The organism is Photobacterium kishitanii, assembly GCF_000613045.3.
GTDB lineage: Bacteria > Pseudomonadota > Gammaproteobacteria > Enterobacterales > Vibrionaceae > Photobacterium > Photobacterium kishitanii.
This window is the reverse complement of record NZ_LN794352.1, coordinates 2,145,004-2,170,635: the sequence shown is the minus strand read 5'-3', so window position 1 is coordinate 2,170,635 and position 25,632 is coordinate 2,145,004. Positions and strand designations below refer to the sequence as shown.

The window sequence follows — 25,632 nt, the reverse complement described above, 5'->3', positions numbered from 1 at the left end:
CTGTAAGACATTAATTCACACTATTGGTTCCCTATCATTTCGTATATAACTCTCAATATTTTTATTATTAATTTTCAAGTCGTTAATTTTTCAGGATCTTATTTTAAATAGTAATTCGTGATGTAGTTCAATTGTTAAACTTAATGTAATTGTGTAACATTTAAACGGGTGTTTAAATTGGGTGGATATTATGGCAGAACAAGGAGCGACTAAAAATCGAATACTGGATGCTGCTGAGTTGCTGTTTGCTGAGCATGGTTTTAAAGAAACGTCTTTACGTGCGATTACTACTGCTGCCAGTGCTAATCTGGCATCAGTAAACTATCATTATGGCGATAAGAAAGGGCTGATTCGTGCAGTATTGAGTCGCTATCTTGAGCTATTTATTCCTGCATTTAAAATGGAATTGGTGGCCTTACATCAACGTGATGAGTTTGACATGAATGATGTGTTTTTATGTACCAAACGACCATTACTTCGATTGAATAGCTTTAAAAATAATGGTACTACGATTTTCATGTCATTGATTAGCCATGGTTATACCGATGTTCAAGGGCATTTACGGTGGTTTATAACGACACATTATGATGATGTTATTCAATTGTTCATTGGTGCAGTTCGACGTGCTTATCCTTGTCTAGATCCTGAGACATTATTTTGGCGATTGCATTTTACCCTTGGTGCATCTGTGTTTACGATGACTTCAAGTACAGCACTTTGTGATATTGCAGACAGTAACTTTTCAAATCGAGTCCAGACCGAAGATTTAATCAATCGCTTAGTGCCTTATCTTGCGGCAGGTGTTACGGCACCGATAGAGCTAAGAAGGGTTTAGTCACGAACAACTCACCTTATACATTACCGATACTCGTCATTGAATCACAAAAGGATATGCATTATGAATTCGTTCTTAACCATGCGTAAACGTTATTTGAGTGATCCTGCTTTTAAACTGTTCAAGAAAGTATTACCACCATTATCAAACACTGAAAAAGAAGCCATGGAGGCAGGTAGTGTGTGGTGGGATGGCGAGTTATTCAGTGGTACTCCACATTGGCAAACGTTGCTTGATTACCCTAAACCAAGTTTGAGTGATGAAGAACAACGATTTATTGATACCAAGTTACAAACATTATTATCAATGTTAAATGATTATCAAATTGTTCAGCAACAAAAGGATTTACCACCTGAGGTATGGCAATACTTACGTCGTGAAAAGTTTTTTGCTTTAATTATCAGTAAACAATATGGCGGACTTGATTTTTCAGCACATGCGAATTCGACCATTGTTGCTCAAATAGCAACGCGTAGCTTAAGTGCGGCTGTATGTGTGATGGTGCCTAACTCGTTAGGTCCAGGTGAATTGCTGACTCATTATGGAACCCAACAACAAAAAGACTATTGGTTACCACGATTAGCAAATGGCGATGATATTCCGTGCTTTGCATTAACCGGACCAGAAGCGGGATCGGATGCGGGTGGAATACCCGATGAAGGCATTGTATGTTATGGCGAACATGAAGGTGAGCAAGTTTTAGGTTTAAATCTTACTTGGAATAAGCGTTATATCACGCTTGCTCCAGTAGCAACTGTGCTTGGTTTGGCATTTAAAATGAAAGATCCACAAGGGTTACTTGGGGACAAAATAGATCTAGGTATTACTTGTGCGTTGATTCCTGCCGATCATGTTGGCGTTGAAATTGGTGAGCGTCATGATCCATTGAATATGGCATTTATGAATGGGCCAACGCGAGGTAAGGATGTCTTTATCCCACTTGATTGGATTATTGGTGGTCAAGATTATGCCGGCAAAGGTTGGCGTATGCTGGTGGAATGTTTATCGGCAGGTCGAGGCATTTCATTGCCTGCATTAGGTGCTGCGATAGGGCATTTGGCAGCAAAAACAACGGGTGCTTATGCTGTTGTTCGTAAACAATTCGGTATGCCTATTGGTAACTTTGAAGGCGTTGCACAAGCGCTAGGGCGTATTGGTGGTTTTACCTATATGTTAGAAGCAACAAGAACATTGACGACAACCGCGTTAGATATGGGTCAGACTCCAGGTATTGTGACGGCAATTGCTAAATATCATATGACGGAGATGTCTCGTACCGTACTTAATGATGCTATGGACATTCATGCTGGCCGCGGTATTCAACTTGGACCAATGAATTATTTAGGTCACCATTATTTTGGTGTCCCTGTTGCGATAACCGTTGAAGGGGCTAATATCCTTACTCGAAACCTAATGATCTTTGGTCAGGGTGCTACCCGTTGTCATCCTTATGTGCTCGACGAAATGACTGCCGCAGCTAACCCTGATGAAGACCAAGCAGCGAAAGATTTTGATCGTTTATTAATCAAACATATTGGTTTTACTGCTGGGAATATAACTAAATCACTGTTAAATGCTGTTAGTAGGTCATGTTTTAATCGTACGCCTGTAGGTAGTGAGCTCAGCGATTACTATCGTCATTTATCGCGAATGTCAAAAGCACTTGCTGTTTGTGCCGATGTTTCAATGCTGAGTTTAGGCGGTGAGCTAAAACGGCGAGAATTGTTATCTGCGCGATTAGGTGATGTGTTAAGCCATTTATATTTAGCGTCAGCAACATTAAAACGGTTTGAGGATGATGGCTGCCAGCAGCAAGATTTACCATTGGTACATTACGCATTGCAGTATTGTTTATATCAATGTGGTGTGGCGTTTGAGGGAGTCTTTAGTAATTTTCCACGTCAAGGTGTAGGACGGATATTACGTTTACTCACTTTCCCATTGGGAATACATTATTCAGCGCCCAAAGATGAAACAAGTATTCGTATCGCTACGTTGTTAATGGCACCGAGTGTACATCGTGATCGATGGACTCATTTATGTTATGTCGGTTCTCAAGCCGATGATCCGATTGCGATAGTGGAGCGTGCTTTTGTCGCACTGCATGAGATCAAACCTTTAGAGCGTAAATTGCTACAAGCGACACGTAATGGTGAGATCCCGCGCAAAGCTTTATTGATAGATAAATTGCAGTTAGCGTTGGATGCGGGGGTGATCACAGAAGATGAATATAAAAAGATAGAAAATGCAGAGAAGCTAAGACAAAAAGCGATTCAAGTGGATCATTTTTGTGCTGACCATTTTAAACAAGTAAGCATGTAACCAGGGAAGGCAGCTTAGGGTTACTTAGCCAGTGAAATATAAACCTGGAATCTCCCGTGTGCCACGTAAATACGTGGCACTTTTTTTGACCAAAATTTAGGGTAACACCTCCAACCACTGTGATTTTTGTTCATTTATGGCATAAATTTAATGCGTATCTGCCTTTAACCTTTTATCCTATTCACAATTATGTAAGGGAAGTTGAAAATGATCATCAAACCTAAAACTCGTGGATTTATTTGTACAACAACGCACCCTGTTGGTTGTGAAGATAACGTAAAGCAGCAAATTGCTTACACTAAAGCACAAGGTCCAATTGCAAATGCACCAAAACGTGTATTGGTAGTCGGCTCTTCTAGTGGTTATGGCCTGTCATCACGTATTGCAGCAGCATTCGGTGGTGGCGCGGCAACAATTGGTGTTTTCTTTGAAAAACCCGGTACAGAGAAAAAGCCAGGTACAGCAGGTTGGTATAACTCAGCGGCATTTGACAAGTTTGCTAAAGCAGAAGGTCTTTACTCAAAAAGTTTAAATGGTGACGCTTTCTCTAACGAAGCCAAACAAAAAACAATTGATTTGATTAAGCAAGACCTTGGTCAAATTGATATGGTTATTTACTCATTAGCATCACCTGTGCGTAAATTGCCACAGACAGGTGAAGTTGTTCGTTCATGTCTAAAACCGATGGGCGAAACGTATACCACAACAGCTGTTGATACCAATAAAAACGTATTAATCGAAACGAGTATTGAACCAGCAACAGAGCAAGAAATTGCCGATACTGTTACCGTTATGGGTGGCGAAGACTGGGAACTATGGATTGATGCGTTAGCAGACGCTGGTGTACTTGCAGATGGTTGTAAGACTGTTGCTTATAGTTACATTGGTACTGAGCTAACATGGCCTATTTATTGGCATGGCGCATTAGGTCAAGCCAAAATGGACTTAGATCGCGCAGCGAAAGAGCTAAACACTAAGCTAAGTGTAACAGGTGGTTCTGCAAATGTAGCAGTATTGAAGAGTGTTGTTACTCAAGCAAGTTCTGCAATTCCTGTTATGCCATTGTACATTGCGATGGTGTTTAAGAAAATGCGTGAAGAAGGCGTACACGAAGGCTGCATGGAGCAGATTCTACGCATGTTCAGCCAACGTCTTTATAAACAAGATGGCACAGTCGCTGAGGTTGACGCTGAAAACCGTTTACGTTTAGATGACTGGGAATTGCGCGAAGATATTCAGCAGCATTGTCGTGATCTATGGTCAAAAGTAACTAATGACAACTTGTATGATGTTGCTGATTACCAACAATACAAAGATGAATTCTTAAAGCTATTTGGCTTTGGCATTGATGGTATTGATTACGATGCTGATGTGAATCCTGTTGTTGATTTTGATGTAGAAGATATCTAATCGTATTGAAATATTAATGTTTTACAAAACCGCTATCATGGCGGTTTTTTTATATCTCTATTTTCAATCTATCTTTAAATCGGATGGTATGTGACTTTGTTCCTAGTTATTTATAGATATATTAAGCGTATATTTTATCGGTAATTGTGAAAGAGATATCAAAATGAGAACAACATTTGATCGTATTCGTCATGCAATTGGTTTTGAAGTTATTGGTTTGCTATTGATGGTCGGTATATTGAGTCAATTTGGGTTTGAACTTGGCCATGTAGGTGCTGTCGGTGTGTTCTTTTCTATTGTGGCGACGTTGTGGAATTATGTTTATAACCAATGGTTTGATAATTTTATGCAGCAAAAATATAGTACAACGCAGAAGACAGTCAGAATACGGTTACTGCATAGTTTAGGATTTGAGGCTGGATTACTTGTCGTTACTATTCCAGTATTAGCATGGGTGCTTAATGTTAGCTTATGGCATGCATTTGTATTAGATATTGGCATGGTTGTATTTTATTTATTCTATGCCTATGGCTACAATCTTATTTATGATCGTATCTATCCTATTAGCGGATAAAAATCAGCCAGCGATACACGCTGGCTAATTTATTTGATTGTCAACGCTTAGCTCTTAGGCAGTTTAATAATAAACGCAGCGCCTTCAAGTGCCGAATTTTCCACATGAATTTTGCCTTGATAACTATCAACAATTTCGTTACAAACAGATAAACCAATACCTTGACCTGGGTTGAGTTGGTCCGCTCGTACGCCACGTTGAAAAATAGCTTCACGTAATTCAGGTTTAACCCCTGGGCCATCGTCTTCAATTGCAATGGTAAAATAATCATTGCTTTCAATAACGGACAGTTTCACTTGGCTAATGCAAAAACGGAAACTATTTTCAAGCATATTGCCAAACAGTTCCATTAAGTCATCTTTATTTATCGGTAATTTTAGCTTGTCATCAAAATGGTAATGCAATATCGCATGTTTATCGGCGTAAATCTTACTTAACATTCGATCCAAACTGGTGATGATAGGTTTTAGCTCGACATTGCTTTTCTGCAATCCTTGCTGACCTACCATCGCACGCTTGAGCTGGTATTGGACCAAATCATCCATTTGGCTGATTTGTTCCATGATACGTTGATTTAGCTCGCGACGATCTAAACTTGAGTCATCAAGCAAAGCATTAGTGGCTGCTAAGCGAGTTTTTAAACTGTGGGCAAGATCATCCATAGCATGTCGATAACGACCTTGTTGATCATTACTTATATGACTTAAACGGTTAACAGCCATGGTGACTTCCTGCAGTTCCATTGGATAGTCATCATCGAGTTTATCTCGTTTAGCTTCAGCCATTTGATCAAGCTGAGAAGCTAATTTTCGTAATGGTTGGAAACCCCAATGAAAGGCTGCAATAAGAAAAGCGACCGCAATCAACACAAAGAGGCCTAAATAGAAAGCCGTTCGTTTATGTAATTGTGCCAGTGAATGTTCATAAGCATCAGCTGAACGCAGCACAACTAATTGATAAATAGTGCCATTTTCTTTATTTCGACTAAGGTTATAGGCTATATAGCCTTGATGGTTTTTCATCGTAATTAGCGTGGGTGTCGATATATTCTCTGGTAAATAACGGCAAACATCACGTAATTTTGCAGCGGAGGATTTATCTGAAACCCATGTTGTTTTGTCACTTTGATCACAGACAACGGCAATATAATCAGTATCGGATGGATCAAGAGAATCAATCCATTTATCGACATCTTTAATTAATCCAGCCCGATTAAGTTGTGCCACAACCATTGGCATTTGAGCGACAAGTTCAGATGAATATGATGCCATGTAACTTTGGGAATAAAGCTTATTAATGACCGCAGCAAGCGCTGAAGTCACTAATGCAATAATTGCCACAGAGGTGATCAATACGCGTTGTCTTAATCGTGGTTGGAAAAATCGATTCATTGGGCATTGAGTTCAAAAATATATCCCTGACCACGAATGGTTGAGATAGGATTATTTTGTCCTGTTTTAGTAAATTTCTTGCGTAAGCGGCTGATCATTACTTCAATAGTATTAGGATCGCCTTCTTGATCTTCATAAAGGACATCAAGTAAGCGTTGTTTGGAGACAACTTGACGACTATGGCGCATTAGGTATTCTAATAAATCATACTCGAAAGCCGTTAATTCTAGTAATTCTTCACAAATATAAACTTGCTTAGCTAATAAATCGACTCGAATATCGCCAGCCGTCATTTCTGGTTTTACAAAGCCAGCGCTACGACGAACCAATGCACTTAAGCGAGCCACCATTTCTTCTTTTTGAAACGGCTTGACTAAATAATCATCAGCGCCAGCTTCAAGACCTGTGACTTTATCTTGCCAATTTGAACGTGCAGTTAAGATCATTATCGGTAGACGTAAGCCTTTTTTACGCATGTCTTTAATTAAGCTGATACCATCTCTATCAGGTAAACCAATATCGACAATTGCAATATCGTTAGGGTAATTTTGCGCAAAAAATAGCCCTTCTTCGGCATTATTGGCACATTGAACTTGATTTCCTAATTCGCTGAGTTGCGACTTTAGGTGATGGCTAAGGATGGCATCGTCTTCGACAATAAGAATTCGCATAGATTGGGCACCAGAGAGATAACGAATGGTATTAATAAGCTATGGTAAGGTATCTAATAATAAAGCGCATTATTTATTGTTACCATAGTCTCATGATAGGACATGCAAACTAGCGGGAAAGCGGGAAATTGAATAATAAAAGATCAATGGTTTGTTTTGCTAGTTACACTTAAACGCTAATAGTCAGTGTAGAGAATTAGACTGAATAGGGGCTGACTCATTAGTAAACTAATGAGTCAGCCCTCTATAAAAGGTAGGCGAAGTGCTAGATTGATCGCAGTTATTGGAAAATAAAGATCAGTGTACCGGCAATGGTCAGCAATACGTTAGCAATCGCATAAGTTCCTGCATAGCCTAGTGCTGGAATAGTACTACGAGCATGTTCATTGATCATATCCATTGCTGGCGCACATGTTCGTGCACCAATGATGGCACCAAATAATAACGCTCTGTTCATCTTCAGAACATAAGCGCCAAAGAGGTAGGCCAATACAACGGGGATAACACTCACCATTAAGCTGGTAACAAATACCGTTAGACCAATATGTGCGATAGAAGCGAATAAATTAGAACCTGCGCTTAAACCTATACCGACCATAAATACCATTAGGCCTAAATCTTTAGCCATGTTAAGTGCGCCTTGAGGCACATAACCAAATGTTGGGTGGTTGGCTCGTAAGAAACCTAAGGTAATACCAGCAATCAATAATCCTGCAGCGCTACCTAAACCAAAGGCAACATGACCGAACTTCATTGTGACTAAGCCCATTAATAGGCCAATAATAAAGAAACAGCAAAAAGCGAGAAGATCGGCAATTTGACTATGAATAGAGATAAAACCAATTCGTTCAGCAAGCCCTAAAACACGACTTTTTTCACCACTGACTTGAAGGATATCACCTTTACTCAACAGAATATTATGATCCATTGGCATTTCAATTTGTGCACGTACTACACGGTTAAGGAAACAGCCATATTCAGATAAATTTAATTCTGATAAACGTTTGCCTGCAATACCATCGTTTTTAACCACTATTTCTTCTTCTACAATACGTAGATCGAGTAAGTCGCGATCAAATACTTCTTTACCATTACGGAAACTAGGATCAAGACGAGCATGGCTATCAGGGTAGCCAACTAATGCTATTTCATCACCTTCTTGTAAGATAGCATCTCCATCAGGGTTAGCTAAAATTCCATTACGGCGTACACGTTCGATATAACAGCCTGTTTGACGATAAATACCCAGTTCGCGTAGGTTACGTCCATCAATCCAGTTGATTAGTTCAGGACCTGCTCGGTAGGCACGAATAATAGGTAAATAAACTTTGCGTTGTGAAACTTCGCCGATACCACGCTCACGGGCAATTTGTTGTGATGATTCAGCAAGGTTTTGTTTTTGCAATTTAGGCATTAGTTTTGCTAGAAAAATTAAGCTAACTAAGCCAACAAGATAAGACATGGCATAGCCAACACTTAAGCTTTCGCTTAATTGCTTAATCATCGCGGGATCGGTAATACCAGCAAGACCATTGTTCAATGCATCTTTCGCACCCACAAGTACCGGGGTTGCGGTTAGTGAACCTGCCATCAAGCCGGTCGCTAAACCTATATCCATGTGCAAATAACGCGCCATGGTCATGGTTATAGCAATTGATGATAGTAAGACGACTAATGCTAATAGTAAGTAGTGCTTACCATCGCGGAAGAAGATACCAAAAAAGTTTGGTCCAGCTTCTATGCCAACACAAAAAATAAATAGCATAAAACCAATATTTAGTGCATCAGTGTCAAACGTAAAACCAGCATTACCAAATAATAAAGCAGTCAGTAGAACGCCAATAGAGTTACCTAGTGTCATCTTGGCAAAGCGAATTTTACCGAGACTTAAACCAACAGCAAGGACTACAAATAGCAATAAAATATCATTTTGGTGTAGAAGAGCGGCTACATCAATGTTCACAACGGGTTTCCGAAATAATGGAAAGATAAAGTGGGATAAATTCTAGCTGATTTTGATGGGAGGTTATAGTTTATATTATAAATAAATAGAGAAAATGTATTTTATAAACGAACTCGTTAAGATAATTTATATTTTTGTAAGAATGATGATTTTAAAGGGGGAGCATACGTTAAAAAATAGTGTTTTAATCATGAACAGTAATGGCCTATACATAAAAAAGGCTGACGATGCCAGCCTTTTCCGTTAATCAATCTTTGCGCTTATTTAAAAAGAAGGTTATGTTCTTTTGCATAAGCTTCAAATTCAGTGCAACCGCCAATATGGTCTTGATCAACAAAAATTTGAGGCACAGTTTCAACTGGCTTACCTACGGTCTTTTCTAAATCAGCTTTACTGATACCTTCGGCATGGATATCAACGTAGCGAAAGTTAAAATCGTCGCGCTCTTCTTTAATTTTTTCTGCTAGTTCTTTTGCACGAACACAAAATGGACAACCTGGACGACCAAAAATAACAACGAACATAAATTTCTCCTGCATAATTTTTAGCTACTATAGCGTGACTGTAGCAATAGCGGAAGAGGGTTTTTTCTGTTAAACCAATAGATAAAAGCGATATCGTTTATGTAAGCATTGATTGTGTCCAAAAAAACTAAAAGCCAGATATTTTATCTGGCTTCGTGACAATGCTTAATGAACGTATTTAAAAGTCGTAACGAATACCTGCCTGTAATTCATCATCTTTTGTGCCAAGCTGTTGGAATTTATAACCGATGTAAGTATGTAGACTTTTGTTGAATTTATAGAGGCCTTCTAAAGCAAAATAGTCAACTTCGTCTGTGGTGACATTGTTAGTTTCTGATTGCTGAAAATTGTAAACGCCTCGTGCGGTAAATTGATTAAATGTATATGCTGCTGCCAACTCATAACCATTTAAGTCAGCATCGCCATGTTTACCATTAGCGTATGTTGCACCCGCATAGATATTATCGAGTTCATAACTTATAGCGAGGTTAAATTGGTTGGCATCTATATCAACTCCGTCATTACCATTAACATAGCCCGCACCTAAATTTAATCCAAAAGGAAAGCGATATTGGGCGGCAATACCAACGCTGTTACTGTCTTTCGTGGCACTGTTATTTTCTGTAATATAGTTAGTCGCAATGGCAAGATTATTAAACTCACCGAGATATAAAAAATTATTTTCGCGCTTGTCTTTATTACCATCAACCAGATCAACAGCATCACCACCAAAGGTTGATAAAATATCTGTAAAATCAGTGATCATCACTTGAGCTGAATCTTGTTTACCATATGAAAAGGCACCAAATTGCGAGTCTAATCCTGTATAAAGGTAACGGGTGGTGACAGTGCTATCTTTATTATCTGAAATTTCAGCTTCATATTTACCAAAAGCGGTGAGTTGTTGATTAATTGCAGACTTTCCTTTTAAAGTGAGGCGAGCACGGCTTTTATCTTTAAATTCATTACTGTCGTTATTAATACCTTTATTTTGTTTTGAGATATTAAAACGTGCTTCTGCTCTACCACCCACTTCAATCACAGTGTCGTTATTATCATACACCGTTGCTGCGGTTGCAGTTGCTGATAAGCTGGTAAAGATAGCGGCTACCACTGCTGCTTGTTTCATGGTTCATTCCTCGTTAAATCATTATATGGCTTCATTGCCGTTGAACGCTATGTAGCCTATCAATGCATTATTACGCTTCTGTTGCGGTAAAAAGTCACTTTTACGATATCTGTTTGTTAGTGATTTATTACTGCTATTGTGAGTGAGGATTGATCTTAACGGTGTAGTTCTTGAAACAAGCAAAAAATTGTTTGTAATCAATATTAGGTTAACTTATCTGATTGAATCTAGTTGCGTACAATTAACAATAACGGCAGTAGTCAGAGTTGATACTTTTATTTAATTGGCGTGATTTAGGGTGAGGTAAATAGCCTATGTTTCAGTTCATGACTTCAACACGGATTATTTTTGGTGAGGGTGCTCTACATAATTCTTTATCGTTGCTGAATCAATTTGGCTACAGTGCATTATTGGTTACAGGACAAGATCCGCTGCGTTCACAACAACTTGAGCATTATTTTAAGCAGCAGAATATACGTTATCAGCGGTTGGTGATAAAGGGCGAACCATTCATTGCGATGATAGAAGAGCTTGCTGCCGTTGGACGTACTTTTTGTCCTGACATGGTGATTGGTATTGGTGGTGGAAGTGTACTTGATGTGGCGAAATCACTAGCGGCATTAATTCCTAATCAAGGCAGTGTTTACGACTATGTTGACATTGTTGGACGTAATGTACCGCTACAAGTTAAATCATTGCCATGTGTTGCGATACCGACTACAGCGGGTACCGGAGCCGAAGTTAGTAAGAGTGCTGTTTTACAATCGGCACAAGAGCAAGTGAAAGTTAACTTAAGCAATGCTGAACTTTTTCCTGATTTGGCAATTATTGACCCAACCTTAACTTATGGTATGGATGCTGTGTTATCGGGATACTGCGCTATGGATGCGTTTACTCATCTTATGGAATCTTATGTTTGTAGTGAACCGAATCCATTGACGGATATGATCTGTGAGGAAGGGTTAAAGCATATTGCGATGTCCATACTTCCAGCTTGTCGAGATGATCATTACCCTTCTCGAAGTAATATCGCTTTTGCTGCAATGCTTGGGGGGATGGCGCGTTCAAATGCGAAATTAGGTGCCGCTCATGGATTAGCATCAGCATTAAGTGGGCGTTTGAATGCTCCTCATGGGCTTATAACGGCACAATTATCTCCTTACGTGATGACAGAAAATATTTCAGTAGCGATAGAGTTAGGTAGAAGTGATGTTTTGGCTCGTTACCGAAAATTAGCAGTAATATTAACGATGGATAATGATGCGAATATTGAAGATAGTGTGCAATGGGTAGAAAACATACTAGCAAAATTACAGCTGCCATCATTATCTGTCTATGGTTTGTGTAATACCATGTTTGAAGAGGTTGCCGAAGATGCCTTGCGTACTAGTGCGATTAAGGGCAACCCATTACCATTAAATCAACAGCGATTAATCACGATCTTACAGCAAGTGTGCGGCCTGAATTGTCATTATCAAGTGTTATAGTTTGCTAATAGATAGCGTCATTAAAATAGATGTGGTTTATGTTTATATTAAGTTTTACTGGTTTTGCACAAAAAGGTGACTTAGGTCGCTTTTTTTTTGTCTCTACATTAGAAAAAAATCGATATTTTCACGACATTTTTAAATTCCCTGTTTTAAGTTATAAAATAATTATATATATTTAATATTATTTCAAATTCGACTGTGAATATTAATGAAATTAAATGCATTATATATCAGAATGTTACGTGTGTTTTTGTATGTAATTAATGATGATGTAACGGAGTTTTATTTTTTTAATAATTACTAACAATTTTACGCCTTTAGTATCATAAAGGTTCTTTACATATTTTATACTTTAATAGTGTTTTTTGATTTAGATGCTGTTTTTTGTGATATAGGCATTGATCTGTTTCGCTGGTTACATTAAAATTCGCCGCGCATAAATATGCGAACACATTTTGAAAATTTATCACTTTTGTTGAAAATCCTGTAGGGGAAAAAGATGTCTACGAAACTTGCTAATCCAGCACCATTAGGTCTAATGGGCTTCGGTATGACTACCGTTTTATTAAATATCCATAATGCTGGATTTTTTCCTCTAGACTCTATGATTCTAGCGATGGGTATTTTCTATGGTGGTGTAGGACAAGTTCTTGTTGGCATGATGTGTTTTAAACGTGGTGATACTTTTGGTACAACAGCGTTTACATCTTATGGTTTATTTTGGTTGACCTTAGTTGGCTTAATCGTACTACCTAAGTTTGGGTTTGCAGCGAGCCCAGCCCCGTTCATGGCGTGGTATTTACTATTATGGGGTGTATTTACAGCCTTTATGTTTATTGGCTCTTTACGTTACCCACCAGCCAAGCAAGTTATTTTTGGTTCTTTAACGATTCTATTCTTCTTACTTGCGGCTCGAGATTTCACTGGTAGTACAACGATTGGTTTTATTGCTGGTATTGAAGGTATTTTCTGTGGTTTAAGTGCTATCTATTTTGCAATGGCACAAGTGCTAAATGCAGAGTATGGCCGTGTTATTTTACCTGTTGGTATCGCACCTAAAGATCGTGAATTACAGCAAGTTGAAGCATAATTTTTAATATGTAGTTTGATCTAGCCCTGCTTATTTTGGCAGGGCTTTTTTATATCTATTGTTTTTAACCTATAAAAAAACCTCGCATTGCGAGGTTTTAATATTGATGCTCTGTTTTTTTAATGACACATTTCTGGTAAATGTTCAGCGTGTTCTTTACGAGTAAAGCACCCATCAGTATCCATATCATTTTCTTTTCTAGAGCTGATTCTAAATTGTGATGGCGTTACATTATATTTGCGTTTGAATGCATCACAAAAATAAGCAGCGCTGCCAAAACCAGAACGATTACCTATTTGTGATATTGAGTAATTGGAAAAAGTTAAAAAGTTTAGTGCAAGTCCCATTCGAACGTCTAGCAATAATTGGCTAAACGATACACCTTCTTTTGCTAAGTGGCGACGTAATGTTGATTGGGTAGTAAACAATGCTTTTGCCATATCATCAACGCTCCATTTACGCTGAGGATCTTGGGTTATTAAACGTGCAATAGTACGTTCTTTGGGTTCGTCATAATTAAAACGATAAACATTGAAAACATCAATACCAGTATTATTAAGTGCAATTAAAATGAATACTAAGCACTGGCTCAGCAAAGTTTGCTCCATTGTTGATCCACTAATGCTTGGCAATAGTTGATTAAATAATGCGAAATTTTGCTCAACAATTTCTGATGAATCAATGAGATAGACAGGTGAGCAATTTGAGGTTGCTAACATTGGCTGTTTTAAAGCACTAATATATTTGAAGGCTTCAGTTATTGCATCTTCATCAATCATTAAGATTTGCAGTTCAATGTTCTCTTGACTGTTTAATTGATTAATAGAACAAGAGATATGACTGAATTTAGGTATAGCTAAAATGCTATTATTTTTTATATCTATAGTGTGACCGTTAATGTGAATATTACCTTCTACATTAGATAACTTCACAATTAAATGATGATCGACATAAAACTCTTTCAGAACAACATGGCTCTGCGAGAGGATACGCTTATATTTCATAGCAGTATTGCTTCTCTATAAAGGGAATAAATCCTTCATTACATATCGTACATCAATGATGTAAAAGGGCGATATACGCATCCATGCTAATACTACATTAAGGACAATGAGTATGTTTAAGTGAGTATAGGACTAAAATAAACGAAAGAATAGACACAATTGGTTATATAAAGAGCATAGGAGGGGGCTAATAGTTATATTGATATAATATAGTCATATATCTTAATACTATTGTATTGCTAGGTAATTATTAATGAGTCATGTTGTATATAAATTTGACTTTTAAAGGGGTATTTTGAGCGTAAAACAAAAAAACTATCCGAAGATAGTTTTTTAGTTAGAACTAAACTACGTGTTTTAGTTTAGCAAATCACTTTAATGGCTAAGCCACCCTGTGATGTTTCACGGTATTTTGCATTCATGTCTTTACCGGTTTCAAGCATTGTTTCAATAACTTTATCCAGTGATACTCGTGGTGCAGACGAACGACGAAGTGCCATACGAGTCGCATTAATTGCTTTTACTGCTGCAATACCATTACGTTCAATACAAGGAACTTGTACTTGTCCTGCAACGGGATCACAAGTTAAACCAAGATTATGTTCCATTGCAATTTCAGCAGCCATACAAACTTGTTCTGGACTTCCACCCATTAGCTCTGCTAAGCCAGCAGCAGCCATTGAACAAGCAACACCAACTTCGCCTTGGCAACCGACTTCAGCACCAGAAATAGACGCATTACGCTTATATAACCCGCCAACAGCACCTGATGCAGCAAAGTATCGGGTGTATTCTTTTGGTCCAACTGATTGCACAAATTTGTCGTAGTAAGCTAATACTGCTGGAATAATGCCACATGCACCATTCGTTGGTGCTGTTACAACTCGACCACCAGCTGCGTTTTCTTCATTAACGGCAAAAGCATACATATTAACCCAGTCAACAACTGTCATCGGGTCATTATTTAACTTTTCAGTGGTGATAAGTTGTTGACGTAATGCCGCAGCACGACGAGGCACACGTAGTGGTCCAGGTAAAATACCTTCTTCATTCATGCCTCGCTCCATACATTCACGCATGGTTTTCCAAATATTAGCGAAGTATGTACTAATTTCATCTTCTGCATTCATTGCACGCTCGTTAGCCATAACAAGAGCACTCACAGATAGACCGTGTTCATTACATTGATCTAGCAATTCAGATGCGTAAGAGAATGGGTAAGGAACTTCAACAGTATTTGTTTGTTCTTTACCAAAGTTTTCTTCATCAACAATAAAACCACCACCAATAGAGTAGTAAGTTTTAGAGAAAATAACCTCGTCACCAATCCAAGCGTGAATTGACATACCATTTTCATGCAGAGATAAGTTAGTTGTATGGAAGTTCATACCGCCATCGCGTGGAAAATCAACAGTGTGGCAGTGCATGCCAACAGGAAGACGTTCGGTTTCTTCTACGCGAGAAATAAATCCAGGAATACTATCAATATCAACATGTTCAGGTGAGTTACCTGCAAGACCCATAATGATAGCGATATCAGTGTGGTGTCCCTTGCCCGTTAGAGATAAAGAGCCATAAACATCTACGGTAATTTTAGTAACGTCACGTAATTTGCCTAATGCACGCAAGTCATCGATAAACTCTTTACCTGCTTTCATTGGACCGACAGTGTGTGAACTTGAAGGACCTACACCAATTTTGAAAATATCGAAAATACTGATCATGTTATTACCTAAGTCAGGGGGAGGCGATTCTGCCTCCGGCAAGACTGTTATTCATTGATATCCTCGCTCCTTCCTTGGCGAGCGCACTTAAACTAAAAGAGTAATGATGCTCGAAGCGCCTTTACTCTTAAGTATCGTATATTTTACGTCATTTGTGCTAGTAAACACCATGAGTACTAGCACAAATTTTTGCTTTGATGCGATTAATTATTCGCATTTGGTACATTTTTAATAGTTATATTAAAAAGCACCGTAAATGACAGAAGTGATTGCAGCGATACCACATAAAACAGTGAAGACACGAGCAAATACTGATGTTTTGTATTTAGCCATTGCTGGTACTGTTTGCATTGCGATAACGGGTAGTAAGAACAAAATACCAGCAATCATTGGTGCGCCCATTGTTTCAATCATACCTAGGATGCTTGGGTTAATGATAGCGACAATCCATGTTGTGATAACAATGAAAGCAAGTGAGATTTTTTCAATGTTAGCTACTGGCATTTTAGAACGAGATTTTGCTAGACCAACAAGACCTTCATGTGCACCAAGGAAGTGACCAAAGTAGCTTGAAGTAATGGCAGCAAATGCAACCAGTGGACCTAAGTAAGAAATCGCAGGTGAATCTTTAACGTTAGCTAAGTATGAAAGTACTGAAATATTTTGCTCTTTTGCCATGTTTAGTTGCTCAGGTGTCATTGAAAGCACTACTGAGAATACAAAGAACATAACAAAGCCCATTAGCATCATTGCTGCACCGCCAGTGATCATGTCGGTTTTCTTAACCGCTTCATCACCGTAGATACGACGTTGTTCTTTAGCAAACTGGCTGATCACTGGGCTGTGGTTAAATGAAAACACAATGATTGGAATTGCTAGCCAAATAATTTTAGGCATTGCAGACCAATCAGCTTCTGTCTGTATCATTGACATGTTCCAGTCAGGGATAAGGTATACAGAAAGAATCAGTAGAATAATTACTAGTGGGTAAACCATGGCTGATGTTGCTTTCAGCATTAACTCTTTACCGAACACTACACCTGCTGTCATAAGTGCAATTAATACACCTGATAGTAACCAGCGAGGGATTGACTCCATACCTAGTTGGTTAACCATGAATGAGTCGACAGTGTTTGTGATGCCAACTCCATAAATTAATACGATAGGGTAGATGGCAAAGAAGTAAGCAAAGGTAATTAGGTTTGCGCCTGTTTTACCGTAATGCTCTTCTACAGTGTCTGTAATATCGGCATTTGGATTTTTTGATGATAATACAAAACGCGCTAAGCTTTTATGCGCGAACCAAGTCATTGGTGCCGCGATAAGAGCAAGAATAACTAGCGGCCAGAAACCGCCCGCACCCGCTTTAATTGGTAAGAATAGAACACCGGCACCTACTGCAGTACCAAATAGAGAAAGAGCCCATGTGAAATCTTTATAGGTCCATCTGGTTTTTGTCGCACCGGTTGCTGACGCTGATGCTGTCGATGTATTTTGCATGCTGTGATATCCAATAAAAGGGAACGGAACGGAATATAGGAACGGGCGCATTGTCGCTATTTATTGGGGGAACACAAGGATAAAGATCTCGTTCTGTAATACGAAGATTTTGTGATACAAATAAACCAGACCTGCATCACATAAATTGGCTTGTAAGATTAAAGTAAAACGTCTAACTGGTTATTTTTTATCTTCCCAAATTTGGTTGGATAATAGTTTAATCATCTGTGCTGTTGCGCCCCATATGGAATAATTATTATAAGGTATTGCATAAACACGGTGGAATTCACCTCGAAGGTGGAACTGATGAGATTTAATATTTTTAGGATCAAGTAGGTAATTGAGTGGCACTTCAAAGATAGCATCAACCTCGCCAGGATCAGGTTTAGCACTATAGTTACTGCTAATGGTTGAGATAAAGGGAGTAACAATATAGCCACTGGTCGTTGCTAGTGGTGTTAATTGGCCAATAACATTATTACGTTGGCAAACAATCCCTGTTTCTTCATAAGTTTCACGTAATGCTGTAGTGATCAGATCGTTATCAGATGTTTCAAAACGACCACCGGGGAATGCTATTTGCCCCGGATGGTGTTTTAGATGTTCAGCTCGGCGGGTTAATACGACATTAAAGCCTTGTTCTCGAGGAACGAGTGGAATGAGAACGGCAGCAGGTTTGAAATGAATATCATCGCTAAAGTGATGATCAATTCTGCGCTTATGGCTCGCGTCGTACTGTTGACTTGGTGCCATAAGAAACCGAGTTAGAATTTGCTGCTGTTCACCCATAAAGCCTCCATTTACAACTTTTTCACTAAATTTAGCGTTATTATAAGGTTGGCAGAATTTTACTTAATTTGTCGAGAGTTTCTTGATATTCACTCTCGGCATTGCTATCAGCGACAATTCCACCGCCTGCCCATGCGTATAAACGATGTTGATAGGCGACCAATGTGCGAATTGCAATATTAGTATCCATGGTGCCACAACGACTGATATAGCCAATACTACCGCAATAGATACTGCGTCGATTAGGTTCTAGTTCTTCGATAATTTCCATTGCTCTAACTTTAGGCGCTCCGGTAATCGAACCGCCAGGGAAGCAAGCACGTAATAAATCCGTGGCTGAATAATTACTGGCTAGTTGACCAGTAACAGTGCTGACTAAGTGGTGTACTGCTGGAAAACTTTCAATGGCAAATAGTGCCGGTACACGAACACTTCCAGGTACGGCTACTCGACCAATATCATTGCGCAGTAGATCTACAATCATCACATTCTCAGCCCGATCTTTGGGGGCTTGCTGAAGCGCCAGTGCATTCGCTGCATCTTCAATGGTATCAGAACTACGAGGACGAGTACCTTTGATCGGCTTTGTTTCAATATCAGATTGATTTAATTGTAAAAAACGCTCTGGTGATACTGAGAGTATGGCGCCGTTATCGGTGCGAATAAAACTTGAAAAAGGCGCGCCATTTGCTGTTTCTAAACGGCAATAAGCTTGCCATTCATCACCTTGATAGTGGGCACTGAATCGCTGTGCAAGATTGATTTGATAGCAATCTCCCGACAATAGATACGACTGTATAGTGTTAAATTTGTTGCAATAATCCTCTTTAGTCATATTTGATGACCATGAAGATGTTAATTGGAACGTCGTATTATGGTTACTTTTTTGTGATGTTAATGATGATTTAGCTTGGGATTGTTGTTGTGTTAACCACGCTAGACGGTGACTATTTTTAGATTCAATCAGCCATGATTGTTGTAATTGATGATCGACAATCAACGCCCAATCATAAATACCAACAGCCATTTCAGGTAATGGAATATCATGAGTCGCTGTGGTGGCTATTTTTTCTACTCGACGGCCTAAATCATAGCTAAAATACCCTAGCGTTCCGCCAATAAATGGCAAATCTATGAGTGTGCTAAGTGGTGGTAATAACTCACTTTGTAGGGTGTTAATGACCTTAAAAGGGTCATCGGTAGTGGTACGTTGGTCACCATTTGAAAACTTAATATAAGTTGTATCATTTTGTGTCTCAATAGTGGCTAAAGGATCGGCAACTAAAATATCATAACGATTATCTGGATGCGTTGTTGCTGCCGAACGTAATATCATTGCCCATGGCAACCCCGATAATGGTGTAAACCATGAAAGAGCGGCATCTTTTGAGTAGGGTAATGAGGTAATGCTTAATTCTGGATGTGATTTACAAATCATTTTCTTTTTTGTGACAAGAGGTTTAATTGGCGCATAGCGCAATGTTATAGGCAAGAGTATCATATTCAGAGAAAGACGCCCAAGATTGAACAGTGTTATTTGGCTGTTTAAGACCCCTACAATTTGGAAGATTTAAATCGGGCGCCATGGAATGATAATACTTAACGAGGGTAATTATGACCATCATCCGTAAAGAAGATGTAATCAGTAGTGTCGCCGATGCTTTACAATATATTTCTTACTACCATCCTTTGGACTTTATTCAAGCATTAGAAAAAGCTTATAACAAAGAACAAAGTCAAGCTGCGAAAGATGCTATTGCCCAAATTTTAATTAATTCTCGTATGTCAGCTGAAGGTCGTCGACCGATATGTCAAGATACGGGCATTGTTACATGCTTTGTTAAAATTGGCATGAATGTGCAGTGGGATAGTGATTTAACAGTACAACAAATGATTGATGAGGGTGTGCGTCAGGCATACACCAACGCTGATAATCCATTGCGTGCATCTGTTGTTGCTGATCCTGCAGGGGCGCGTAAGAATACTAAAGACAATGCTCCTGCCGTTGTGCATGTAGAGATGGTTACGGGAAATAAAGTTGAAATTCAAATCGCAGCTAAAGGTGGCGGTTCTGAGAATAAAACTAAAATGGTAATGCTTAATCCTTCTGATGATGTTGCCGAGTGGGTAGAAAAAACAGTGCCATTAATGGGGGCGGGTTGGTGTCCTCCTGGTATGTTAGGCATAGGCATTGGTGGTACCGCTGAAAAAGCAGCAGTACTTGCTAAAGAGTCATTGATGGAAGCCGTTGATATCCATGAATTACAACAACGTGGTGCTAAAACAACAGAAGAAGCATTACGATTAGATATTTATGATCGTGTCAATAAATTAGGTATTGGTGCACAAGGTTTAGGTGGTTTAACCACTGTGCTTGATGTGAAAATTAAAAGTGCGCCAACGCATGCGGCGTCTAAGCCTGTATGTATGATCCCTAATTGCGCAGCAACACGTCATGTTCACTTTACTCTTGATGGTAATGGCCCTGCTGAGTTAACACCGCCGAAACTAAGCGATTGGCCACAAGTAACATGGGAAGTAGGTGATAATGTACGTCGGGTTAATCTTGATAATATTACTAAAGCTGATGTGCAAGAGTGGCGTTCAGGCGAAACCGTATTATTGTCAGGTAAGATCTTAACGGGCCGTGATGCGGCACATAAACGCATTCAAGAAATGCTAAGTAATGGTGAAGGTCTTCCTGAAGGGGTTGATTTCACTAATCGCTTTATTTATTACGTTGGCCCCGTTGATGCTGTACGTGATGAAGTTGTTGGGCCTGCTGGGCCGACGACATCAACCCGGATGGATAAATTTACTGAAATGATGCTAGGTGAAGCGGGTCTTACAGGCATGATCGGTAAGGCTGAACGTGGACCGGCAACCATTGAATCAATTAAGCAACACAAAGCCGTTTATTTAATGGCGGTTGGTGGTGCAGCATATCTGGTTGCGAAAGCCATTAAAAAAGCACGTGTGGTTGCTTTTGCTGATTTAGGTATGGAAGCAATCTATGAGTTCGAAGTTGAAGATATGCCCGTGACTGTTGCAGTTGATGCTGAGGGAATAAATGCCCATCAAACTGGCCCAGATACATGGCGAGTTAATATTGCTGAAATGACCCAGTAACTTGTTAATTTGTTAGTATAAAAAAGGCTTCCAATCATACGATATGGAAGCCTTTTTAATGAAAAGTCGTTAGTGAGTTAGTCTCTTAAACGGTTACTTTCCAAGTCATCATTTCACCTGCTTTAATTGGCACAACGGTATCATTGCCAAATTGCATTTCTTCAGCGACTTTCCACGCGTCTTTAGTCAGTGTAATCGTATCAGCATTACGTGGCAGGCCATAAAAATCTGCACCATTAAAGCTCGCAAAGGCTTCTAATTTATCTAATGCGCCTGCTTGCTCAAATATTTCAGCATATAGCTCAATTGCTGCATGAGCCGTGTAAGATCCTGCACAACCACAAGCTGCTTCTTTACGGCCTTTTGCATGTGGTGCGCTGTCTGTTCCTAAGAAGAACTTCGCATTACCGCTGGTTGCTGCGGTGATTAAGGCTTGCTGGTGGGTGTTACGTTTTAAAATCGGTAAGCAATAAAAATGAGGGCGAATACCACCCACTAACATATGATTACGATTGAACATTAAATGATGAGCAGTAATGGTTGCACCAACATTTGGACCTGCATTAGTAACAAACTCAACTGCATCAGCAGTAGTGATATGCTCTAGTACGATTTTCAGTGTTGTAAATTCAGCAACAATTGGTGCTAATACTGTCTCTAAAAAGGCTTTTTCGCGATCGAAAATATCAACATCATTATGTGTTACTTCACCGTGAATGAGTAATGGCATACCGACTTGTTGCATGGCTTCTAATGCTGGGCGAATATTATCAATTGAAGTGACGCCTGAATCAGAATTAGTGGTCGCACCTGCAGGGTATAACTTGGCTGCGTATACATGACCAGATGCTTTGGCTTTCTTAATCTCTTCAGCAGATGTGTTATCTGTCAGGTAGATAACCATGAGTGGTGTGAAAGTAGAAGCAGGCTGCGCCGCTACAATACGATCTCGGTAAGCAAGAGCTGATTTGGTATCAGTAACAGGGGGGATCAGATTAGGCATTATGATCGCGCGTCCCATATAACGGCTAATATCGCGAACTGTGTCAGCGAGTACATCGCCATCACGTAAATGTGTATGCCAGTCGTCTGGACGTGTAATTGTTAACGTCGTCATTTGTGCTTCCCTCCCAAAAATTTGTCCGATTCTAAAAGCATCGCCCTACGAAGTAAAGTTTATAAATCAAACAATATGGTTAATTGCTGCTTTAAAGCGCAATCGTTTGCTGTGAGGGTGGAAAATGTGAAGCATACTCATCGACCGTTTGATCGATGAGTATTTATAGCTACAATTTAAAGCGGCTCACGAGGGTATTTTGTTCAGTCGCTAAATGTTCGAGTTTCACACTGGTATCGGCCATTTCTTCCATGGCGTTATAACTGTTATCAGCAATATGACTAATATCTTCTAAGCTACGAGCAATTTCGGTTGTAGTACAGCGTTGTTCTTCTGCCGCTTGTGCTATCTGACTGCTCATATCACTAATATCAATAATAATAGCTTGAATTTCTTCCATTGAACTATTGGCATTAGATGCTTGACCAATACTGTTATCCATTTCAGTCACACAACTTTGCATCATGTCCATTGCTTGGCCTGAGCTGGTTTGTAAATTTTTGATCATTGCTTCAATTTCAGCAGTAGAATCAGTTGTGCGTTTAGCTAACACTCGTACCTCATCGGCAACAACCGCAAATCCACGTCCTTGTTCACCTGCTCTGGCGGCTTCAATTGCGGCATTAAGGGCTAATAAGTTAGTTTGATCAGCAATATTACGAATAACATCCAAAATTGAACCAATGTTACTACTCATTTTTTGTAGTTGTTCAACGGCCTGTACTGATTCATCTAGGCGGCTAGAAAGTTGGTGGGCTGTATTGATATTACTGGTCATAACTTCTCGACCAGCCGCTGATGCTTGTTCTACCTCATTAACCCGTTCCATGGTGAGCTGGGCACTTTTTGAAACATCGGTGACTGAGTGCTCCATTTCAACCATTGCTGTTGCTGCAGAGGCTGTTTGTTGACGTTGACTGTTTAAGCGAAGCTTAGCCTCTGCTGTCGTTGCATGATTTTCAGTGGCAACTGTGCTTAATTCTGATGATGCATGGCTAATTTGACTTAATATTTGTTGTAAATTTTGAGCAAGCATATTGATATGGTGACTAAGCTGGCTAAACTCAATGAAATTACTGTTTTCAGTGCGTTGAGTCATATTACCTGCAGTTAGTGCCTCTAATGTGTTTAACATTGCCATTAAAGGTCGACGTACACAGCGAGCTAAATACCAGCCGACAATGATAGCTAAAAAGATTACCGCGACACCGATGATAGTGGCTTTTGTCACTACGTCTGTATAGGTTTTGTTGGCTGTAGTAATAGTGTGGCTCATTTGATTATTAGCTTGTTTATTAAAGCTGCCAATAATCTCCATTGCTTGATTAATTTCTTTGGCTAAAGTAGCAATATTGTCATACAGGCGATGCTGTGCCTGAATGTATTCAAAATGTTGGTCAAGTACACCGCCAGTACGTCCAATATCAAGGCCATATTGTTCTACGGATAGACCAAATGCTGGTTTTAATTCGGGTTGTAATACAGATAAAGAGCGGAAGGTGTTTTTAAGATGATTAACGCTGATCTTATTACTTTTAATTGCTTTTTCAATAACAGCAGTATCATCAGAGGCTAACGCGTCGAGGGTAATTGTTTCTGTTTCTTTTAATTTTATAAAATAGTTTTTTGATAGCATTTTAACCGTAAGGTTATCTTGCTCGTTAATAAATTCTTTCATGCCAATATTGAGTTGTGTTTGTAGTTGTTGAAATTGGCGTGAAGATTGTTGGCGTTCATTAGCGGTAAGCAGTAATAAACGATAGTTTGTCATTGCGGTCGTGGCTTCAGAAAAATAGCGTTGCTCTAATGCCGTTAAAGCCTGAATCGATTGTGTTAATTGTGGATTATTTTTCGTAACGTGTTCAAGTTGATTGCGAGCCTGTTGAAAAACATTGGTTTGTTTTTCAAATTCAGTGCTATAGGTTGCCATTGCTTGGGGATCTTGACTGGTTAGATAATCTTTGAATATCTTATCTGCGAGCAGTAGCTGTACGCTGACATTATTTGAAACTGAAACTAGGGGTAAGGCATCGGCAGTAATTGACTTTAATTGATTATGAATACGGCCTACACCATCAAGCATGAAGATAATGGTGACGACAAATAATGTTACTAAGATAGCAAAGCCTGAGTACATACGACGTATGACTGAGGTTTGGTGTTTTTTTTTCATAATATCCCTAATTTCATAAAAGCTGATAACTTTGTACTTAATGATTAAAATTTCTTTTATAACAATGACAGCTAATGCTAAATCAATCATTAATGGTAATTGATGGTGTTGTTATAATTGATATTTCTAATGTTACGTCAGTTTGATTTATCTATCGACGCGAACTTCAAACTCTTGACTCTTTGAAGAGGGCATTGGTGAATATTTTGACTGTTGTTGCAAAAATAACGGTAAAAGATGAAATGAGACGCGAAAAAAGTGTTTAAAACGATGTTCAATATTGCCCTACTCACCTTGGTAGCGCATACTCAACCGAGAATACATTTAAGCTGATTATTTAATGGAGTCAGGTATGGCTGAAGAAACTATTTTTAGTAAGATCATTCGTAAAGAAATTCCAGCAGACGTTTTATATCAAGATGAGTTAGTAACTGCATTTCGTGATATTAATCCTCGAGCGCCAAGCCATATTCTTATTATTCCAAATAAATTGTTGCCAACGGTTAATGACGTTGAAGCAGAAGATGAGTTAATGATGGGGCGTATGTTTACTGTTGCACGTAAACTAGCAGAAAGTGAAGGTGTTGCAGAAGATGGGTACCGTTTGATTGTTAATTGCAATCCTTTTGGTGGCCAAGAAGTTTATCATATTCACATGCACTTATTAGGCGGTCGTCCATTAGGCCCAATGGTTGTAAGTTAAATAAGTGATAAATTCTTAGCATAAAGTTGCAATAGAATGTATTGATAATAAAGCTTGAGTATGACGGTGCTAATTCAGCAACAATGATTAGCAA

General features: G+C 39.1%; 20 protein-coding genes. 8 read left to right on the top strand and 12 right to left on the bottom strand.

Going from position 1 to position 25,632, the window contains the following annotated elements:
• Positions 1–190 precede the first annotated feature (190 nt).
• The 4 genes from psrA to PPBDW_RS10185 all read left to right on the top strand — a co-directional run bounded on the left by psrA (position 191) and on the right by PPBDW_RS10185 (position 5,141).
• A complete protein-coding gene (gene psrA, locus PPBDW_RS10200; protein WP_036795276.1) occupies positions 191–835 on the top strand; it encodes a TetR family transcriptional repressor PsrA in 645 nt (214 codons plus the stop codon).
• A 63-nt stretch (positions 836–898) separates the two neighbouring features.
• Complete coding sequence (locus tag PPBDW_RS10195; RefSeq protein ID WP_036795274.1) at positions 899–3,157, top strand: acyl-CoA dehydrogenase; 2,259 nt, start codon at positions 899–901, stop codon at positions 3,155–3,157.
• A gap of 207 nt (positions 3,158–3,364) precedes the next feature.
• Complete coding sequence (fabV, locus tag PPBDW_RS10190) at positions 3,365–4,567, top strand: enoyl-ACP reductase FabV (protein ID WP_036795272.1); 1,203 nt, start codon at positions 3,365–3,367, stop codon at positions 4,565–4,567.
• A 163-nt stretch (positions 4,568–4,730) separates the two neighbouring features.
• Complete coding sequence (locus tag PPBDW_RS10185; RefSeq protein ID WP_036795270.1) at positions 4,731–5,141, top strand: PACE efflux transporter; 411 nt, start codon at positions 4,731–4,733, stop codon at positions 5,139–5,141.
• 47 nt (positions 5,142–5,188) lie between these two features.
• On the opposite strand, the gene PPBDW_RS10180 is transcribed toward PPBDW_RS10185, so the two are convergent.
• The 5 genes from PPBDW_RS10180 to PPBDW_RS10160 form a co-directional block, all read right to left on the bottom strand.
• The gene (locus PPBDW_RS10180; protein ID WP_036795268.1) at positions 5,189–6,532 is read right to left on the bottom strand and encodes an ATP-binding protein; all 1,344 of its coding nucleotides are present in this window, start codon (positions 6,530–6,532) and stop codon (positions 5,189–5,191) included.
• Positions 6,529–7,203 (bottom strand): response regulator, encoded by a 675-nt coding sequence (locus tag PPBDW_RS10175; protein WP_036795267.1) that lies wholly within the window; start codon positions 7,201–7,203, stop codon positions 6,529–6,531. The genes PPBDW_RS10180 and PPBDW_RS10175 overlap by 4 nt, the downstream gene beginning before the upstream one ends.
• 280 nt (positions 7,204–7,483) lie before the next feature.
• Positions 7,484–9,166, bottom strand: coding sequence for an aspartate:alanine antiporter (locus PPBDW_RS10170; RefSeq protein WP_036795266.1), 1,683 nt, complete (start codon positions 9,164–9,166; stop codon positions 7,484–7,486).
• 260 nt (positions 9,167–9,426) lie between these two features.
• Positions 9,427–9,690: a GrxA family glutaredoxin gene (locus tag PPBDW_RS10165; protein WP_036795265.1), complete on the bottom strand. Its 264-nt coding sequence runs from the start codon at positions 9,688–9,690 to the stop codon at positions 9,427–9,429.
• A 178-nt stretch (positions 9,691–9,868) separates the two neighbouring features.
• The gene (locus tag PPBDW_RS10160) at positions 9,869–10,819 is read right to left on the bottom strand and encodes a porin (protein WP_036795264.1); all 951 of its coding nucleotides are present in this window, start codon (positions 10,817–10,819) and stop codon (positions 9,869–9,871) included.
• A gap of 314 nt (positions 10,820–11,133) precedes the next feature.
• Here PPBDW_RS10160 and PPBDW_RS10155 point away from each other — a divergent pair, with 314 nt between their 5' ends.
• Both PPBDW_RS10155 and PPBDW_RS10150 read left to right on the top strand, forming a co-directional pair.
• Positions 11,134–12,306, top strand: a complete 1,173-nt coding sequence (locus PPBDW_RS10155) for an iron-containing alcohol dehydrogenase (protein WP_036795263.1) — start codon at positions 11,134–11,136, stop codon at positions 12,304–12,306.
• A 502-nt stretch (positions 12,307–12,808) separates the two neighbouring features.
• Complete coding sequence (locus PPBDW_RS10150) at positions 12,809–13,399, top strand: acetate uptake transporter (protein ID WP_036795262.1); 591 nt, start codon at positions 12,809–12,811, stop codon at positions 13,397–13,399.
• Positions 13,400–13,518: 119 nt separating this feature from the next.
• On the opposite strand, the gene PPBDW_RS10145 is transcribed toward PPBDW_RS10150, so the two are convergent.
• The 5 genes from PPBDW_RS10145 to pabB form a co-directional block, all read right to left on the bottom strand.
• A complete protein-coding gene (locus PPBDW_RS10145) occupies positions 13,519–14,403 on the bottom strand; it encodes a helix-turn-helix transcriptional regulator (RefSeq protein ID WP_036795260.1) in 885 nt (294 codons plus the stop codon).
• A gap of 362 nt (positions 14,404–14,765) precedes the next feature.
• Entirely contained in the window at positions 14,766–16,127 is a 1,362-nt protein-coding gene (locus PPBDW_RS10140; protein ID WP_036795258.1) for an L-serine ammonia-lyase, read from the bottom strand.
• 240 nt (positions 16,128–16,367) lie between these two features.
• Positions 16,368–17,627 (bottom strand): aromatic amino acid transport family protein, encoded by a 1,260-nt coding sequence (locus PPBDW_RS10135; protein ID WP_036795256.1) that lies wholly within the window; start codon positions 17,625–17,627, stop codon positions 16,368–16,370.
• Between the two features lie 180 nt (positions 17,628–17,807).
• A complete protein-coding gene (locus tag PPBDW_RS10130) occupies positions 17,808–18,416 on the bottom strand; it encodes a CoA pyrophosphatase (RefSeq protein WP_036795254.1) in 609 nt (202 codons plus the stop codon).
• A 40-nt stretch (positions 18,417–18,456) separates the two neighbouring features.
• Positions 18,457–19,854, bottom strand: coding sequence for an aminodeoxychorismate synthase component 1 (gene pabB / locus PPBDW_RS10125; protein WP_036795252.1), 1,398 nt, complete (start codon positions 19,852–19,854; stop codon positions 18,457–18,459).
• 176 nt (positions 19,855–20,030) lie between these two features.
• On the opposite strand from pabB, the gene PPBDW_RS10120 reads away from it, so the two are divergent.
• Positions 20,031–21,545, top strand: coding sequence for a fumarate hydratase (locus PPBDW_RS10120; RefSeq protein ID WP_036795250.1), 1,515 nt, complete (start codon positions 20,031–20,033; stop codon positions 21,543–21,545).
• An 85-nt stretch (positions 21,546–21,630) separates the two neighbouring features.
• Here PPBDW_RS10120 and pyrC read toward each other — a convergent pair whose 3' ends face one another.
• Positions 21,631–22,662, bottom strand: a complete 1,032-nt coding sequence (gene pyrC / locus PPBDW_RS10115) for a dihydroorotase (protein WP_036795247.1) — start codon at positions 22,660–22,662, stop codon at positions 21,631–21,633.
• Between the two features lie 169 nt (positions 22,663–22,831).
• Positions 22,832–24,835 (bottom strand): methyl-accepting chemotaxis protein, encoded by a 2,004-nt coding sequence (locus PPBDW_RS10110; protein ID WP_036796435.1) that lies wholly within the window; start codon positions 24,833–24,835, stop codon positions 22,832–22,834.
• Positions 24,836–25,187: 352 nt separating this feature from the next.
• On the opposite strand from PPBDW_RS10110, the gene hinT reads away from it, so the two are divergent.
• Complete coding sequence (gene hinT, locus PPBDW_RS10105; RefSeq protein ID WP_036795245.1) at positions 25,188–25,538, top strand: purine nucleoside phosphoramidase; 351 nt, start codon at positions 25,188–25,190, stop codon at positions 25,536–25,538.
• Positions 25,539–25,632: the final 94 nt, after the last annotated feature.

What these genes read in the sequence shown, in the direction of transcription:
- PPBDW_RS10185 (WP_036795270.1), top strand. Translation starts at nt 4,731, where the DNA reads ATGAGAACAACATTTGATCGTATTCGTCATGCAATTGGTTTTGAAGTT.
- PPBDW_RS10195 (WP_036795274.1), top strand. Translation starts at nt 899, where the DNA reads ATGAATTCGTTCTTAACCATGCGTAAACGTTATTTGAGTGATCCTGCT.
- PPBDW_RS10140 (WP_036795258.1), bottom strand. Translation starts at nt 16,127, where the DNA reads ATGATCAGTATTTTCGATATTTTCAAAATTGGTGTAGGTCCTTCAAGT.
- PPBDW_RS10180 (WP_036795268.1), bottom strand. Translation starts at nt 6,532, where the DNA reads ATGAATCGATTTTTCCAACCACGATTAAGACAACGCGTATTGATCACC.
- PPBDW_RS10160 (WP_036795264.1), bottom strand. Translation starts at nt 10,819, where the DNA reads ATGAAACAAGCAGCAGTGGTAGCCGCTATCTTTACCAGCTTATCAGCA.
- PPBDW_RS10145 (WP_036795260.1), bottom strand. Translation starts at nt 14,403, where the DNA reads ATGAAATATAAGCGTATCCTCTCGCAGAGCCATGTTGTTCTGAAAGAG.
- hinT (WP_036795245.1), top strand. Translation starts at nt 25,188, where the DNA reads ATGGCTGAAGAAACTATTTTTAGTAAGATCATTCGTAAAGAAATTCCA.
- pyrC (WP_036795247.1), bottom strand. Translation starts at nt 22,662, where the DNA reads ATGACGACGTTAACAATTACACGTCCAGACGACTGGCATACACATTTA.
- PPBDW_RS10130 (WP_036795254.1), bottom strand. Translation starts at nt 18,416, where the DNA reads ATGGGTGAACAGCAGCAAATTCTAACTCGGTTTCTTATGGCACCAAGT.
- PPBDW_RS10155 (WP_036795263.1), top strand. Translation starts at nt 11,134, where the DNA reads ATGTTTCAGTTCATGACTTCAACACGGATTATTTTTGGTGAGGGTGCT.
- PPBDW_RS10175 (WP_036795267.1), bottom strand. Translation starts at nt 7,203, where the DNA reads ATGCGAATTCTTATTGTCGAAGACGATGCCATCCTTAGCCATCACCTA.
- PPBDW_RS10150 (WP_036795262.1), top strand. Translation starts at nt 12,809, where the DNA reads ATGTCTACGAAACTTGCTAATCCAGCACCATTAGGTCTAATGGGCTTC.
- pabB (WP_036795252.1), bottom strand. Translation starts at nt 19,854, where the DNA reads ATGATTTGTAAATCACATCCAGAATTAAGCATTACCTCATTACCCTAC.
- PPBDW_RS10120 (WP_036795250.1), top strand. Translation starts at nt 20,031, where the DNA reads ATGACCATCATCCGTAAAGAAGATGTAATCAGTAGTGTCGCCGATGCT.
- fabV (WP_036795272.1), top strand. Translation starts at nt 3,365, where the DNA reads ATGATCATCAAACCTAAAACTCGTGGATTTATTTGTACAACAACGCAC.
- PPBDW_RS10110 (WP_036796435.1), bottom strand. Translation starts at nt 24,835, where the DNA reads ATGAAAAAAAAACACCAAACCTCAGTCATACGTCGTATGTACTCAGGC.
- PPBDW_RS10135 (WP_036795256.1), bottom strand. Translation starts at nt 17,627, where the DNA reads ATGCAAAATACATCGACAGCATCAGCGTCAGCAACCGGTGCGACAAAA.
- PPBDW_RS10165 (WP_036795265.1), bottom strand. Translation starts at nt 9,690, where the DNA reads ATGTTCGTTGTTATTTTTGGTCGTCCAGGTTGTCCATTTTGTGTTCGT.
- psrA (WP_036795276.1), top strand. Translation starts at nt 191, where the DNA reads ATGGCAGAACAAGGAGCGACTAAAAATCGAATACTGGATGCTGCTGAG.